Source organism: Sutterella wadsworthensis 2_1_59BFAA (genome assembly GCF_000297775.1).
GTDB lineage: Bacteria > Pseudomonadota > Gammaproteobacteria > Burkholderiales > Burkholderiaceae_F > Sutterella > Sutterella wadsworthensis_A.
On the sequence record NZ_JH815514.1, the window covers coordinates 88,048 to 103,416 of the forward strand.

General features: G+C 63.4%; 13 protein-coding genes. 4 read left to right on the forward strand and 9 right to left on the reverse strand.

The window, feature by feature from the left end; translation table 11 throughout:
* Position 1: 1 nt before the first annotated feature.
* Entirely contained in the window at positions 2-1,087 is a 1,086-nt protein-coding gene (locus tag HMPREF9465_RS02515; protein ID WP_005433794.1) for an NAD(P)/FAD-dependent oxidoreductase, read from the forward strand.
* Positions 1,088-1,206: 119 nt separating this feature from the next.
* Here HMPREF9465_RS02515 and apbC read toward each other — a convergent pair whose 3' ends face one another.
* Entirely contained in the window at positions 1,207-2,295 is a 1,089-nt protein-coding gene (gene apbC, locus HMPREF9465_RS02520; RefSeq protein ID WP_005433796.1) for an iron-sulfur cluster carrier protein ApbC, read from the reverse strand.
* Here apbC and HMPREF9465_RS13085 point away from each other — a divergent pair.
* The 3 genes from HMPREF9465_RS13085 (at position 2,294) to HMPREF9465_RS02530 (ending at position 6,431) form a co-directional block, all read left to right on the forward strand.
* A complete protein-coding gene (locus HMPREF9465_RS13085) occupies positions 2,294-2,497 on the forward strand; it encodes a hypothetical protein (RefSeq protein ID WP_147645214.1) in 204 nt (67 codons plus the stop codon). The two genes, apbC and HMPREF9465_RS13085, sit on opposite strands and share 2 nt — an antisense overlap.
* A complete protein-coding gene (gene metG, locus HMPREF9465_RS02525) occupies positions 2,494-4,551 on the forward strand; it encodes a methionine--tRNA ligase (protein WP_005433797.1) in 2,058 nt (685 codons plus the stop codon). Before HMPREF9465_RS13085 ends, metG begins: the two co-directional genes overlap by 4 nt.
* A 131-nt stretch (positions 4,552-4,682) precedes the next feature.
* On the forward strand, positions 4,683-6,431 hold the full coding sequence (locus tag HMPREF9465_RS02530; protein ID WP_038006325.1) for a SulP family inorganic anion transporter: 1,749 nt from the start codon (positions 4,683-4,685) through the stop codon (positions 6,429-6,431).
* An 80-nt stretch (positions 6,432-6,511) separates the two neighbouring features.
* Here HMPREF9465_RS02530 and HMPREF9465_RS02535 read toward each other — a convergent pair whose 3' ends face one another.
* The 8 genes from HMPREF9465_RS02535 to dusB all read right to left on the reverse strand — a co-directional run bounded on the left by HMPREF9465_RS02535 (position 6,512) and on the right by dusB (position 15,280).
* On the reverse strand, positions 6,512-7,387 hold the full coding sequence (locus tag HMPREF9465_RS02535; RefSeq protein ID WP_005433801.1) for a segregation and condensation protein A: 876 nt from the start codon (positions 7,385-7,387) through the stop codon (positions 6,512-6,514).
* A 207-nt stretch (positions 7,388-7,594) separates the two neighbouring features.
* Complete coding sequence (locus tag HMPREF9465_RS02540) at positions 7,595-9,217, reverse strand: NAD-dependent malic enzyme (protein ID WP_005433803.1); 1,623 nt, start codon at positions 9,215-9,217, stop codon at positions 7,595-7,597.
* Positions 9,218-9,489: 272 nt separating this feature from the next.
* On the reverse strand, positions 9,490-10,215 hold the full coding sequence (ybgF, locus tag HMPREF9465_RS02545) for a tol-pal system protein YbgF (protein WP_005433805.1): 726 nt from the start codon (positions 10,213-10,215) through the stop codon (positions 9,490-9,492).
* A 117-nt stretch (positions 10,216-10,332) separates the two neighbouring features.
* Positions 10,333-10,860 carry a peptidoglycan-associated lipoprotein Pal gene (gene pal, locus HMPREF9465_RS02550; protein WP_005433807.1) on the reverse strand — a complete coding sequence of 176 codons (528 nt, stop codon included), beginning with the start codon at positions 10,858-10,860 and terminating at the stop codon, positions 10,333-10,335.
* A 54-nt stretch (positions 10,861-10,914) separates the two neighbouring features.
* Positions 10,915-12,210 (reverse strand): Tol-Pal system beta propeller repeat protein TolB, encoded by a 1,296-nt coding sequence (gene tolB / locus HMPREF9465_RS02555; RefSeq protein ID WP_005433809.1) that lies wholly within the window; start codon positions 12,208-12,210, stop codon positions 10,915-10,917.
* A gap of 139 nt (positions 12,211-12,349) precedes the next feature.
* Positions 12,350-13,903, reverse strand: coding sequence for a bifunctional phosphoribosylaminoimidazolecarboxamide formyltransferase/IMP cyclohydrolase (gene purH, locus HMPREF9465_RS02560; protein ID WP_005433811.1), 1,554 nt, complete (start codon positions 13,901-13,903; stop codon positions 12,350-12,352).
* Positions 13,904-13,914: 11 nt separating this feature from the next.
* Positions 13,915-14,301 (reverse strand): helix-turn-helix domain-containing protein, encoded by a 387-nt coding sequence (locus HMPREF9465_RS02565; protein WP_231289328.1) that lies wholly within the window; start codon positions 14,299-14,301, stop codon positions 13,915-13,917.
* Positions 14,294-15,280 (reverse strand): tRNA dihydrouridine synthase DusB, encoded by a 987-nt coding sequence (dusB, locus tag HMPREF9465_RS02570; RefSeq protein WP_005433817.1) that lies wholly within the window; start codon positions 15,278-15,280, stop codon positions 14,294-14,296. Before dusB ends, HMPREF9465_RS02565 begins: the two co-directional genes overlap by 8 nt.
* Between the last annotated feature and the right edge of the window lie 89 nt (positions 15,281-15,369).

The window sequence follows — 15,369 nt, forward strand, 5'->3', positions numbered from 1 at the left end:
CATGGCTATTGAAGACTATATGACCGTTGCCGAGCCCACCGATGAGCTCATTGAAACCGATGCCGTCGTCGTGGGCGCCGGTCCCGTCGGCCTCTTCCAGGTGTTCGAGCTCGGCCTGCTCGAAATCAAGTGCCACGTCATCGACTCGCTTCGCAACGTCGGCGGCCAGTGCATGGAGCTCTATCCGACGAAGCCCATCTACGACATTCCCGCCGTTCCCGTCTGCTCCTCCTACGAGCTCACAGAAAACCTCCTCAAGCAGAACCATCACTTCGGCCCCGTCTTCCACCTCGGCCAAGAAGTCACCCGCGTTGAAAAGCAGGAGGACGGCCGCTTCTACGTCGAGACGAGCACCGGCACCCGCTTCATGACCAAGGTCGTGATCATCGCCGCCGGCGTCGGCTCCTTCCAGCCGCGTCCGCTCCGCGTCAAGGGCATCGAGAAGTTCGAGGGCACGCAGCTTCACTACAGCTGCAAGGATCCCTCCGTCTTTGAAGGCAAGAACGTCGTCATCTGCGGCGGCGGCGACTCCGCCCTCGACTGGACGCTCAACCTCGTGGGCCGCGCCGAAAGCGTCGTACTCGTTCACCGCCGCGACGGCTTCCGCGCCCAAGCCGCCTCCGTCGCCAAGATGAAGGAACTGTGCGAGAACTGGGAGATGCAGTTCGAAGTGGGCCAGGTCACGGGCTTCAACGAAGCCGACGGCAAGCTCACCGAAGTGCTCGTCGCGGGCGCCGACGGCGTCACGCGCCGCATCCCGCTCGACCATCTGCTCGTCTTCTTCGGTCTGCAGCCCAAGCTCGGCCCGATCGAGAACTGGGGCCTCGAGCTCGACCGCAAGCAGATCGTCGTCGACACCGCCCGCTTTGAGACGAACATCCCGGGCATCTTCGCCGTGGGCGACATCAACACCTACCCCGGCAAGAAGAAGCTCATCCTCTCCGGCTTCCACGAATGCGCCCTCGCCGCCTTCGCGGCCTGCGACTACGTCTTCCCGGAAAAGCGCGTGTTCCTGCAGTACACGACCACGTCGCCGAAGCTCCACAAGGTACTCGGCGTCGAGACGCCGAACTTTGACGAAGACTGATCGTCTTTGAGTCCAAGGACTCCATGGACAGAGGGGACGGCCCTGCGGCCGTCCCCTCTTGCTTTTTCGCCTGCGAAGACCCGCGCTCAACGTGGGCCTTCGACGCCGTTTTCTTTCGATCAGTCGTTCACGACGCGGATGCCGGGCATCTTGGCCGTGTAGTCCTTCGTGATGCGGGCGAGAGCGCCGGCGACCTTCATCGCCATCTCGCGGTACATCAGGGCCTCCTTGCCGTCGGGCTCGGCGGCGACCGTGGGCAGGCCGCTGTCGGCCTGTTCGCGGATCTTGGCCGAAAGCGGAAGCTCGCCGAGAAGCGGCACACCGTACTGCTCGCTCATGCGCTTGGCGCCGCCTTCACCGAAGATGTGCTCGACTTCGCCGCAGTGCGGGCAGATGAAGACGGACATGTTCTCGATGATGCCGAGGATGGGCACATTCACCTTCTGGAACATGCGCAGGCCCTTCTTGGCGTCGATGAGCGCGATGTCCTGCGGGGTCGTCACGACGACGGCGCCCGTGAGCGGCACCTGCTGCGAGAGCGTGAGCTGGATGTCGCCCGTTCCCGGAGGCATGTCGACGATCAGGTAGTCGAGGTCGTGCCAGTTCGTCTGGGTGATGAGCTGCTGCAGGGCGCCTGCGGCCATCGGGCCGCGCCAGATCATCGGATCGTCCTCCTCGATCATGAAGCCGATCGAGTTGATCTGCAGGCCGAGGGATTCCATCGGCTCCATCGTCTTGCCGTCGGCGCTCACGGGCTGGCCGGAGGCGCCGAGCATCTTGGGCTGGGACGGACCGTAAATGTCCGCATCAAGCACGCCGACGCGGGCGCCTTCGTGCGCAAGCGCGAGCGCGAGGTTGGCGGAGACCGTGGACTTGCCGACGCCGCCCTTACCGGAGCTCACCGCAATGATATTCTTGACGCCGGGCATGACGCGAAGCGTGCCCTGCACCTTGTGCGCGATGATGTTCTGCGTGACGCTCACCTCAACGGAGGCGGCACCTGCGGCGCGGACGGCCTCGCCCACGGCCTGACCGACGGCTTCGGCACGGTGCTTGGCGGGATAGCCGAGCTCAATGAACACCTTGACGTTGCCGTTCTCGTCGGTTTCGGCGCTCTTGAACATCTTGCCGGACACGTAGTCGGTGCCGGTGACAGGGTCGATCAGCGCGGAAAGGGCGCTCTTGATCGCTTCCGTGGAAATGGTCATGGGATTCTTCTCCGTTGATGTCCGCGCGCATCGCGCGTGTGGTTATGCGGATTTTACGCGCCGATCCTTTGATTTTCCTGAAAAGGCCCGGATTGGAAAGGCTCTCCAAGCCCCCTCGGGTTTTCGCTACGCTAAAATAACTGATTGCTTCGGTTTTTCCGAAGCGCCCTTCATTTCAACTTCGGATTTAACACGACGATGAGTCAGCGCAATCTTTTTGTTACGACCGCCTTGCCTTACGCGAACGGCGCCTTCCACATGGGCCACATCATGGAGTACATCCAGGCTGACATCTGGGTGCGTCACGAGCGCATGTCCGGCAACAAGGTCCACTTCGTCGGCGCCGACGACGTGCACGGCGCGCCGATCATGATTGCCGCCCAGAAGCGCGGCATCACGCCGCAGGCCTTCGTCGCCGAAATCGCCGCAGGCCGCAAGCAGTACCTCGACGGCTTCCACATCAGCTTCGACAACTGGCACAGCACCGATGCCGTTGAAAACCACGAGCTCAGCCAGGACATCTACCGCCGCCTCGTCGCCGCCGGTCTCATCTACACGAAGGAGATCGAGCAGTACTACGACACGGTCAAGGGCATGTTCCTCGCCGACCGCTTCATCAAGGGCACGTGTCCGCGCTGCGGCGCGACCGACCAGTACGGCGACAACTGCGAAAAGTGTTCCGCCGTCTACTCCCCGATGGAAGTCGTGAACCCGTACTCCACGCTTTCGGGCTCCCGTCCGGAAATCCGCAAGTCCACGCACTACTTCTTCAAGCTCTCCGACCCGCAGTGCGTCCAGTTCCTCCGCGACTGGACCAACGGCAAAGGCAAGGACGGCCTGCCGCGCGTGCAGCAGGAGGTCCTCGCCAAGGACAGCGAATGGCTCGGCAAGGACGGCAACCTCTCAGACTGGGACATCTCCCGCGACGAACCGTACTTCGGCATCGCCATTCCCGACGCTCCGGGCAAGTACTTCTACGTCTGGCTTGACGCCCCCGTCGGCTACCTCGCCTCGCTCAAGAACTACTGCGACAAGCAGGGCCTCGACTTCGAAGGCATCCTCTCCGACGAAAAGACGGAGCAGATCCACTTCATCGGCAAGGACATCATCTACTTCCACACGCTCTTCTGGCCCGCCATGCTGCACTTTGCCGGCAAGCCCTTCCGCGTGCCCGATCACGTCAACGCCCACGGCTTCATGACCGTCAACGGCGAGAAGATGTCCAAGAGCCGCGGCACCGGCATCTCGCCGCTGCAGTACCTCGAGCTCGGCATGGACGCCGAATGGCTCCGCTACTACCTTGCCGCCAAGATGAACTCCCGCGTCGAGGACGTCGACTTCACGAAGTCCGACTTCGCCCAGCGCGTCAACTCCGACCTGATCGGCAAGTACGTCAACATCGCCAGCCGCGCCGCGGGCTTCATCTTCAAGAAGTTCGAGGGCCGCGTCGACGATTCCGCCATGCAGGATCCGCTGCTTGAAGCCATCCGCAGCCGCGCCGAGGAAGTCAAGGGCTTCTTCGAAATCCGCGAGTTCGCCCGCGCCACGCGCCTCGTAATGGAGCTCGCCGACAAGATCAACGAGTTCGTCGATCAGGAAAAGCCGTGGGAGCTCGCCAAGAACCCCGAGGCCAGGGCCGAACTGCACCGCGTCTCCTCGATCGCCCTCGAAGGCTTCCGCCTGCTCACGCTCTACCTCAAGCCCGTGCTGCCCGCCACGGCCACCCGCGTCGAGGACTTCCTCTCGATCGAACCTCTCACCTGGGCGAGCGTCTCCGTGCCGCTCTCCTCCGCGAGCCCGATCAAGGCCTTCAAGCACCTGATGCAGCGCGTCGACATGGAAAAGCAGCTTGACGTCCTCGTCCCCGAAAAGGCTCCCGAGCCCGAACCCGTCCTGCCCGGCGGCGAAGCCATCGCTCCCGAGTGCACGATCGACGACTTCACGAAGATCGACCTGCGCGTCGCCAAGATCGTCAAGTGCGAGCCCGTCGAAGGCTCCACGAAGCTTCTGCGCCTCACGCTCGATCTGGGCGAAGGCCGCACCCGCAACGTCTTCTCCGGCATTGCAAGCGCCTACAAGCCCGAGCAGCTCGAAGGCCGCATGACGGTCGTGATCGCCAACCTCGCCCCGCGCAAAATGCGCTTCGGCGTCTCCGAAGGCATGGTTCTCGCCGCCTCCGACGCCGCCGACAAGTCGCTCGGCCTCTTCGTGCTCGAACCGCACTCCGGCGCTATTCCCGGCATGCGCATCCGATAAGATCGACTTATTTGCGCAATAGGCCTGATTTTTTGGCCATTGCTTGCGATTGAGCAAAGGCATCCTCTTCCTAAGGAGGATGCCTTTTCTTACAATTAGACGTTTTTCCCTCACCTCATCCGGTTTTCGACATGAGCTTCAAAGACATGGCCCGCGAATTCATGCACCACGTGCCGCTGGCCAAATTCCATCCGGTGCTCCTCACCTGCCTGAAGGAATACGACAGCCGCATGCTGTCGCGCGACATCTCCGCCGGCCTCACCGTGGGCATGGTGGCCCTGCCGCTCGCCATGGCCTTCGGCATCGCCTCCGGCGTGCCGCCCGAATCGGGCCTCTACACCGCCATCATCGCTGGCTTCCTCATCTCGCTTCTCGGCGGCTGCCGCGTCCAGATCGGCGGTCCCGCCGGCGCCTTCGTCGTCATCATCTACGGCATCATCGCACAGTACGGCTTGAGCAACCTCATGCTCGCCACGCTCGGCTCAGGCGTCATCCTCTTCCTGATGGGCCTCTTCAAGATCGGCGGCTTCATCAAGTTCATCCCCGTATCGATCGTGATCGGCTTCACGAACGGCATTGCGGTCATGATCGGCCTGCAGCAGGTCAAGGACTTCCTCGGCCTCACCGTCGCCAAGATGCCCGCCGACTTCTTCGGCCAGGTCAACACGATCATCAACAACATCGGCACGATCAATCCGTGGGCCTTCGGCCTTGCGCTTGCGAGCTTCCTCATCGTCAAGTTCTGGCCCAAGGGCTATCAGATGAGCGGCCCGCAGTGGAAGCGCTGGCTCGCCCACCTGCCCGGCACCGTCGTCGTCCTCGTGCTCTCCACGATCATCGTCACGGTCTTCGGCCTTCCCGTCGAAACGATCGGCTCCAAGTTCGGCGGCATTCCGCAGTCCCTCCCGAGCCTGCAGATCCCCGACCTCGAGTGGGACACCGCCAAGCAGCTTCTCGGCCCGATGATCACGATCGCCGTGCTCGGTTCCATTGAAAGCCTGCTGTGCGCCCGCGTGGCCGACACGATGACCGACGACCGCCACGACCCCAATCAGGAACTGATGGGCCAGGGCGTCGCCAACATGATCGTTCCGTTCTTCGGCGGCATCCCCGCCACCGGCACAATCGCCCGTACCGTCACGAACATCAAGTCCGGCGCCTTCTCGCCCGTCGCGGGCATGGTCCACGCCATCACGCTTCTCGTCGTGATCCTCGCCGCCGCCCCGCTTGCGAGCAACATCCCGCTCTGCGCGCTTGCCGCCATCCTCGTCTTCGTGGCCTGGAACATGGGCAACTGGCGCGAGTTCCTGCGCCTGCGCTCGATGACGCTCTCCTACAAGGCGACGCTTCTCATCACGTTCTTCCTGACCGTGATCTTCGACCTGACGGTCGCCGTCCAGTTCGGCCTCGTCGTTGCCTGCGTCTTCTTCCTGATGCGCATGAACAACCTGACGGTCGTCGAACCCGTCACGCTTCCGTTCAACGTGCCCGACACGGTCGAGGCCTGGCACATCAAGGGCGCCCTCTTCTTCGGCTCCGTCTCCAAGCTCGAGCACGTGACCGATCCGGCCCGCATCACGTCGGCCTCCGCAGCCCGCATCGTGATCCTTGACTTCACCGACCTGCTCAACATCGACAACTCCGCGATGGACCAGATCGAAGTCTATGCACGCGCCCTGCACCGCCACAACCACGAGCTGATCATTGCGGGCGCCTCCGGCCACCCGCTCGCCCAGCTCAAGCGCACCAACATCGCCCAGCGTCTCGGTGCAAACCTCGTGCCGAACATGGAGTTCGCCTTCGCCCGTGCCGAAATCATCCTCAAGGAGCAGGATGAAAAGGCCGCCGCCAAGCGCGCTCTCCTCGGCGGAGAAGCCTAAACAGCCTCCACGCTCAGGCAAAGACAAAAACCCCGTCAGGCTCTCCGCCCGGCGGGGTTTTGTTTTGTCCGTTCACCGTCTCAGCTCGTCAGCACGAGCGGATCGGGATCGGGGCAGCGAAGCTCAAGCGTGCCCGCATCCTCGGGCAGCGTGGCGTAGAGCGGCGCGTAGGGCGCTCCCTGAGTGAGGATGATCATTCCCTCCTTGGCAAGCTCGAGGAGCGCCAGGAACCACACGGTCATCGTCTCGCGGTCTCGGGTGCCGTTCCAGAGCCCCTCCAGCGTCACGAAGGGCTCCGTCTGCAGGCGCTTCAGAAGGGCCGTCATGTGCTCCCTCACCGAAAGCTCCTGCCTGCTCACCTTGTGCCTGTCCCGAAGCTTGAGACGGGCGGCGACGGCAGCCCAGGCCGATGCGAGCATCTCGGGCGTCACATCGGGTTGGAGCGCCACCACGGGCACGCAGCGCTCCGCCTCGGCGACACGGAAGTCCCGGTCTATCCTCGGCATGGCCTGCAGCTTGAGCGCCGCAGAACGAATCCGCTCGTACTCCTCAAGACGGCGCATGAGTTCCGCCCTCGGATCCTCGGGTTCCGTCCCCTCGGCCGTCCTCACGGAAGGCAGCAGAAGCCTGCTCTTGATCTGCATGAGCGTCGCGGACATCACGAGATAGGCTGCGGCCAGCTCCAGATCGCTCTCCCTCACCAGATCCACGTAGCGCATGTACTGGTCGGTAAGCTCCGCCATCGGGATGTCCATGACGTCGAACTTCTGCTTGCGGATGAGGTAGAGAAGCAGGTCGAGCGGTCCCTCGAAGCTCGCCAGAAAGACGCGCAGCGCCTCGGGTGGAATGTACAGCCCGTCGGGACACTCCTCCAGCGGCTCGCCGTAGAGGCGTGCGAGGATCTTCTCCTCGGTCTGCGTGTCGACGCCTCGGTGCGCGGTGAAAAGGTCGGTCATGAAGGGACGGGTTCCTGCAGAAGATGAAGGCCCGCCGCATCAGGGCTGACCTCTCGGGCGTCGGGGAGAATACCACAACGCACGCCCTCGGGTCCCGCCCTGCGGCTGCCTGCGACTCCTGACTGAATCCTGACGAAATCCTGACAAAAAAGCCTCCGCACCGAAGTGCGGAGGCTTTTCTCATTCATTCACGGATGAAGCCGGAACTTATTCGGGCTTGTACATGAATTCGCGAACGGCGGCTTCGAGATCGGCCGGGCGTTCGTTGCCAGCGAGACCGTTGTCGTAGGCGTACTGGGCGACGGCAGCACCGATCTTGACCGAGACTTCACGCACGGTGGAGAGCGGCGGATAGAGCGAGCCCTGTTCGAGGTCGGCTTCGCTCACGAGCTCGGCGAGCTCGCGGGAGGCGGCGAGGAACATGCCCACGGGCATCGTCTTGGCGCGGGCGAAGACGGCGCCGAGGCCGAGGCCGGGGAACACGTAGCTGTTGTTGCCCTGACGCGGCACGAAGGTCTTGCCGTTGAAGTCGACCGGAGCGAACGGAGAGCCGGAGGCAAAGAGCGCGCGGCCGTTCGTTTCACGGTAGGCCGTGGCGGCGTCGCATTCGGCGCGGGACGTCGGGTTGGAAAGCGCGAAGACGATCGGACGCTCGTTGATTTCGGCCATGGCGCCGAGCACTTCGGCATTGAAGGCGCCCGGCTGGGCGGCCACGCCGATGATGCCGGTCGGACGCAGGGCGCGGACGGCTTCGATGAAGGTCTTGCAGTTCTCGACGTCGTGGGCGAACGGAACCTTGTTGTGGGCGAGCTTGTCGCCGCGGTTGCAGGTCACGAGCCCCTTGGAGTCGAAGAGGAAGCAGTGCTTGAGGGCTTCCTCGCGTTCAACGCCTTCGGCGACCATGGCGTCGACGAGGAGTTCGGCGATGCCGGTGGCGGCTTCGCCGGCGCCGAGGAAGAGGAAGCGCTGATCGGCAAGCTTCTGTTTCGTGACGCGAAGAGCGGAGTAGACGCCCGTGACGGCCACGGCAGCCGTGCCCTGGATGTCGTCATTGAAGCAGAGGACCTTGTCCTTGTAGCGTTCGAGAAGGTCGAAGGCGTGGTTGTTGCCGAAGTCCTCGAACTGGATGAGGACGTTGGGCCAGCGGCGGCGGGCTTCGGTGACGAATTCCTCGATGAGTTCGTCGTAGGCTTCGCCCGTCACGCGTTCCTGACGCAGGCCGAGGTACATCGGATCGTTCAGGTATTCCGGGTTGTTCGTGCCGACGTCGATGGTGACGGGAAGCGTCTTTTCCGGGGCGATGCCGGCGCAGGCCGTGTAGAGCGAGAGCTTGCCGCAGGGGATGCCCATGCCGTTGATACCGAGGTCGCCGAGGCCGAGAATGCGCTGGCCGTCGGTCACGACGATGACGTCGACTTCCTCGTTCGGGCAGTTTTCAATGATTTCGCGGACGCGGCCCTTGTCGTTGATCGAGATGAAGGCGCCGCGCGGATAGCGGTAGATATGGCTGAACTTCTGGCAGACCTCGCCGACGGTCGGGGTGTAGACCACGGGCATGTAGTCGTCGATGTAGTCGATCAGGATCTTGAAGTAGAGGTCTTCGTCAGTCGCATGCAGACTGTCGAGCATCAGAAACTTGTCGAGAGCCGTCGGGCAGCGGTCGAGCAAAGCGAGCGTGCGCTTGACCTGCAGCTCCATGGTGGAAACGGCCGGCGGCAGAAGACCGCGAAGGCCGCGGGCGTCGCGCTCCTCCTGAGTGAAGGCGTCGGCACGGTTGAGCTGCGGGTTGCGGAGCAGGTCGGCGCCGCAAATTTGCTTGGATTCAGTCATAAGTCCTTCTTGCTAAAAAACTCCACGGGGTACGAAATTGTCCGGGCAGTTATAAGGTACTGAAGGTGCCGCCAAATCCATGGCGACACCTCCGATGGTGATTCTAGCAACTCTGTGAGGCCAGTAGAAACGGCTTCGGTAAGTGAAACAACCTAAAAATTCCGCTTCTGCTCATATTTTGCGGCTATCCACGGCATTTTCCCCTCTTCACCCGACAAAATAATAGCCTGCCCCTATGACAGGACAGGCTGCATTTGAGTGCTCTCGTCGACTTATTTCAAAGTTTTCTGAAGTTGGGCGGCGGTTTTGGCCGCGTCCGAATTCGGATACTGCTTGATCACCTTGGCGAGCGTCGCAGAGGCTGCCTTGACGTTTCCGAGCGCCGCCTGGGACGACGCCACGGAGATCATGGCATCGGCCACGCGCGGATGCTTCGGGTAGCTGCGGATGAGCGAATTCTGAACGTTGATCGTGCTCTTGTACTGCTCAAGGGCGAAGAGGCAGGATCCGCGCCAGTAGACGGCGTCGGCCGCGTAGGCGGACTTGGGCCACTCGGCGCCGAAAGTGCTGAATGCGGCGGCGGCCTTCTTGTAGTCGCCCGCCTTGAGAAGCTCGACGGCGGCGTCGTAGGCGGCCTGCTCCTGAGGCTGAACCATGACCTTCTCGCCGTTGACCTCAACTTCGCGCGGCTCGAACTTGCCGAGGCGCTCGTCGATGCTGGTGTAGAGCTCGCGCGTGCTGCGCTTTTCCTGACGGATCGCATTCGTGAGCTCCTCGACCTGACCGGTGAGAAGGCGGTTCTGGTTCTGCAGGTTGTCGAGACGCGTCGCAAACGAAATCTGTGCGTTCTTGAGCTGTTCCTCAAGGGCGGCAACCTGTGCGCGCAGATCAAGAATGGCGCGGCGAGCATCGTCGTCCGCGAAGGCCATCGCACCCGCGGCGGAGCCCGACAGGATCGCGGCCGTGCAGGCCTGAACCATCAGCTTGTTCAAATTCATAATTTCTCCGAAGAAGCCGCTCGTGTCCGTGCACGAGCCGGGCTCGAAAAGCAGGCGGCCGGCCGCGGTCCCCGTGGGGCTGCGTCCGGCCGTCGTCTCAGGTAATGCGTCCAGAGATTACTGGGCGGCCTTGCCGGACGTCACTTCCGTCGGATAGACGATGTCGGCGCGGCGGTTCTGGGCCCAGGCTTCCTCGCTGTGACCGTAGGCCACCGGCTTTTCACGGCCGAAGGAAACGGCTTCGATGCGCTCGGCGGGGATGCCGAGGAGCTGCAGGCGCTGCTTGACGGCTTCGGAACGCTTCTGACCGAGGGCGAGGTTGTACTCGCGGCCGCCGCGTTCGTCGGTGTTGCCCTGGATGATGATGTTGACGTTCGGATGAGCGGCAAGCCAGCGGGCGTGGGCTTCGACGGCGGGCATGTACTGGGCTTCGACTTCATAGGAGTCGAAGGAGAAGTACACGGAGCGCTTGGAGAGCGGGTTGTTCGGATCGGCGAACGGATTCACCGCCTGGGTCTGGCTGCCGGCGGTCTGGCCGGCGAGCGTGCCGTCCTTGGCGCTTTCGTCAAGGGAGACGGACGAGCAGCCGCTCAGAAGAGCGGCAACGGCTGCGGAGGCAGCGAGGATTTTCCACGAAAAGGACATTTTGTGTTCCTGGCAACAGTGTTGTGGTTGATTGTCGTTGGTTTTCGCCCTTCATCAGGGCAGAATCGGTCCCCAGCAGGGTTCACGGATGTCGCCCAGACCGGTGAGGCGCGTCGAGAGCCTGCCGTCGACGGAGGCCGTTCCAAGAACGCCGCGGCCGTTGACTTCCGTCGCATAGACGAGGAAGCGGCCGTTGGGCGCGAAGGACGGCGATTCATCGCGGTCGGTCGTGGTCACGAGCGTGTTCTGGCCTGTCGTGAGATCCATCACGGCCGTACGGAAGCGGCCGTCGATGCGGGAGATGTAGGAGAGATAGCGGCCGTCGCGGCTGACCGTCGGGCTGATCGCGTAGCTAGAGCCGAAGGTCACGCGCTCGGCGGGACCGCCGGCGAGCGGCTGGCGATAGATCTGCGGAGCGCCGCCTCGATCGCTGGTGAAGTAGACCCACTGGCCGTCCGCCGAGAAGCACGGCTCGGTGTCGATGCCGTAGCTCTTCGTAAAGCGGCGCAGGCCGGTGCCGTTGGCGTTCATCAGGTAGATCTGCGTGAGGCCGTCGCGGGAGAGCGCCACGGCAAGCGTGCCGCCGTCGGCGCTGAAGGCCGGCGCGGAGTTGTTGCCGCGGAAGGCGCAGATCGCATGACGGGCGCCCGTCGCGAGCTCCTGAACATAGATGATCGGCTTGCGGTCCTCGAAGCTCACGTAGGAGATTTTCTTGCCGTCGGGAGACCAGACGGGGGAGATGATCGGTTCATGGGACTGAAGGGCGGCCTGGCGGTTGCCGCCGTCGCTGTCGCTGATGACGAGCTCATAGCGGTTGCGGGCGAGCTGGGCCACGTAGACGAGCTTCGACGCAAAGATCGGGCCTTCGCCCGTGAGATTCGTGTAGATGCGGTCGGCGATGCGGTGCGCGCACATGCGCACGTCGTTGCCCGACGTCGTGAAGACGGCCGAGTCCGTCAGCGCACCCGTCACGGTGTTGTGCAGATAGTAGGTGAGCTCCCAGCGGCCGTCGGGAAGACGGCTGACGCGGCCCACGGCGAGCGCGTTCGCGCCGAGCTTGCCGAAGGCCTCGAGGCTCGCGGGCTTTTCAAGGTTCTCGGGTTCGCCTTCGGCGCCCGTCGGGATCAGGCGGAACGCGCCGGATCGCTCAAGGTCGGCTCCGATGACGGCCGCAGCATCGAACCCCGTGGCGCCGGAGCCTTCAAACACCTTGACGGCGATCGGGAGCTGATTGGCGCCCACGCCCGTGATGGAGACCTGAAGTTCGGCAAGCGCAGGACATGCCGTGAAGGCGCCTGCAAGCACGCCAGCGCACAGCACTCTGCGGCGGGAAGGATTGAAGTTGGTCACGGATGACTCCCTTGTAAGCACGGAACCGCTCCCGTCGGGGAGCGGCTTGCATTCGGTACGCGGAGGCGGCGTCGAAACGCCGCTCACCGCTGCGTTTGAGGCGCAGGAGCCTCACGGCTCCCCGCGCCTCGGGACCGCCTTAGTGGCGGAAGTGGCGTTCGCCCGTGAAGACCATGGCGATGCCGCGCTCGTCGGCGGCGGCGATCACTTCATCGTCACGGATGGAGCCGCCCGGCTGGATGACGGCCGTGCAGCCGGCGTCCACCACGACGTCGAGACCGTCGCGGAACGGGAAGAAGGCGTCGGAAGCGGCCACGGAGCCCTCGAGAGAGAGACCGGCCTCTTCAGCCTTGAGCATGGCGATGCGGGCGGAGTCGACGCGGCTCATCTGGCCGGCACCGACGCCGAGCGTCATGCCGCCGCGGGCATAGACGATCGTGTTGGACTTCACGAAGCGGGCGACGTTCCAGGCGAACATCAGGTCGGCGATCTGGGACGACGTTGGCTGGCGCTTCGTCACGCAGCGCAGGGCGCCTTCGGCGCAGATCTGGTTGTCGGGCGTCTGAACGAGCAGGCCGCCGCCGACGCGCTTGAAGTCGAAGTCGTTGTGGGCCTTGCCGAGAGCGACCGTGAGAAGACGGAGATTCTTCTTGGCGGCGAAGATCTCGACAGCTTCCTTGGAGAAGCTCGGAGCGATGATGCACTCGGCGAACTGGCGGGAAACGAGCTCGGCGCATTCGCCGGTCACTTCGCGGTTGAAGGCGATGATGCCGCCGAAGGCGGACTTGGAGTCCGTCTGGAAGGCCTTGGAGTAGGCTTCGGCGGAGCTGATGCCCACGGCGACGCCGCACGGATTGGCGTGCTTGATGATCACGCAGGCGGGAGCCTCGAAGGAGCGGACGCATTCCCAAGCGGCATCGCTGTCGGCGATGTTGTTGTAGGAGAGTTCCTTGCCCTGAAGCTGTTCATAGCCGGCGAGAAGGCCCGGCGCAACGGAGGATTCGCGGTAGAAAGCGGCAGCCTGGTGCGGATTTTCGCCGTAGCGCATGTCCTGGACCTTTTCCCACTGGCGGGTGAGGACCTGCGGGAAGCGGGTGCGCTGGTTGTTTTCGTCAAGGCTCGTGAGGTAGTTCGTGATCATGCCGTCGTAGCGGGCGGTATGGGCGAAGACCTTCTTGGCGAGCGCGAGGCGCGTCGCGGCCGTGACACCGCCTTCGGCCTTGATTTCGGCGACGACGGAGGCGTAGTCGGTCGGATCAACGATCACGGCGACGGACTCGTGGTTCTTGGCGGCGGCGCGGATCATCGTCGGGCCGCCGATGTCGATGTTCTCGATGGCGTCTTCAAACGTGCAGTCCGGCTTGGCGATCGTCTGTTCGAACGGATAGAGGTTCACGCAGATGATGTCGATCGGGTCGATGCCGTGGGCCTCGAGAGCGGCCATGTGCTCGGCGACGGGACGACGGGCGAGGATGCCGGCGTGGATCTTCGGGTTGAGCGTCTTGACGCGGCCGTCGAGCATTTCAGGGAAGCCCGTGTAGTCGGCGACTTCCTGGCAGGGGACGCCTTCCTTCGTGAGGAGCTTGGCGGTGCCGCCCGTGCTGAGGATGTGGTAGCCGAGAGCGACGAGCTCGCGGGCAAAATCCACGACGCCGGTCTTGTCGGACACGCTGATAAGAGCCTGTTTCTTCATTGCCTATTTCCTTATGAACTTTCTCCGGGCAGAAGCTTGTGAATGCGAAGCTTCGAGCGCAGAGTATTTCGGTTAATGCCAAGAATCTTTGCGGCTTCAATCTGGTTGTTGCGGCAGAGCTTCATCACGTAGATGAGCAACGGACGCTCCGCCGTCTCCATGACCAGACTGTAGAGAGGATGCGGCTGCGAACCGCCGAGCTGCTGGAAGTACTGGTTGAGTTGGACGATCACGGCCTCTTCAATGCGGCCCGCCTTGAGCTCGGGCATGTCCTTCGCCAGGCTTTCCAGCGTAACGCCCTCGAAGTCAAGTCCCAGCTTGACTCTCTGCTTCGCCTGCCTGATCAGCCTGATCTGCGGCGCTTCAGGCTTACGGCGGACAATCGCCTTGTCATCCAAGTCCCTGCTCGTCATCCTGCAACCTCTCAAAATAACGGCTGACGGCCGCACCGAGGACGTCCGCATCGGACGTGGCGAACAACTCGCCCAACAACGCCTCGGAGCCCGGCAGCCCCTTCAAATAATGGCTCAGGTGCTTCCTGAAGGTCACGGCACCTCTAGCACCGCCATAATAGTCAAAATGACGGCGCATGTGGTCGCAAATGACCGCATGTCGTTCCTCAAGCCCTGGCGCCTTCCTTTCGGGAAGATGGCCGAGGGCGGCGCCGACCTCCGAGAAGATCCACGGATTGCCGTAGGAGGCCCTGCCGATCATCACGCCGTCGGCGCCCGTAAGCGCCATCACGCGCCTTGCCTTCTCGCCCGAGTCTATGTCGCCGTTGGCGATGACGGGAATGGAGACGGCGGCCTTCACGGTCCTGATCGTCTCGTACTCGGCCTCGCCCCTGAAGCCGTCCTCGCGCGTCCTGCCGTGGATCGTCAGCATGGCGACGCCCGTCTGCTCGGCGATGCCCGCAATGGCGAGCGCGTTCCTGTGCTCCCTGTCCCAGCCCGTGCGGATCTTGAGCGTCACGGGCACGGAGACGGCCGCACACACGGCCTCGAGAATCCGCGCCACCAACGCCTCGTCCTTCATGAGCGCGCTGCCGCACGCCGTCTGAAGCACCTTCTTGGCGGGACAGCCCATGTTGATGTCGACCACCTGCGCGCCCGAATCCTCGGCATAGCGGGCGGCGTCGGCCATCATGGCGGGATCAGCTCCGAGAAGCTGCACGACGCGCAGTCCCAACTCGGCGTCACAGGCCCAGCGCGTGGCGCTCTTGCGGCTCGTCCTGAACTGCGGCTGGCAGGTCGTCATTTCGCCCACCGCATATCCCGCACCATGGGCGCGGCAGATCTCGCGGTAAGGCAGATCGCTCATGCCGGCCATGGGGGCCAGCATGACGGGAACATCGACGGCGTAGGGACCGAGCTTCACTCTCTTCTCACGTTATTCGGGGGGCGCTCTGCACACGGGGAGCGCCCGACCGCCACATTTTACCGACACGACCGGCGCACAGGCCCTGC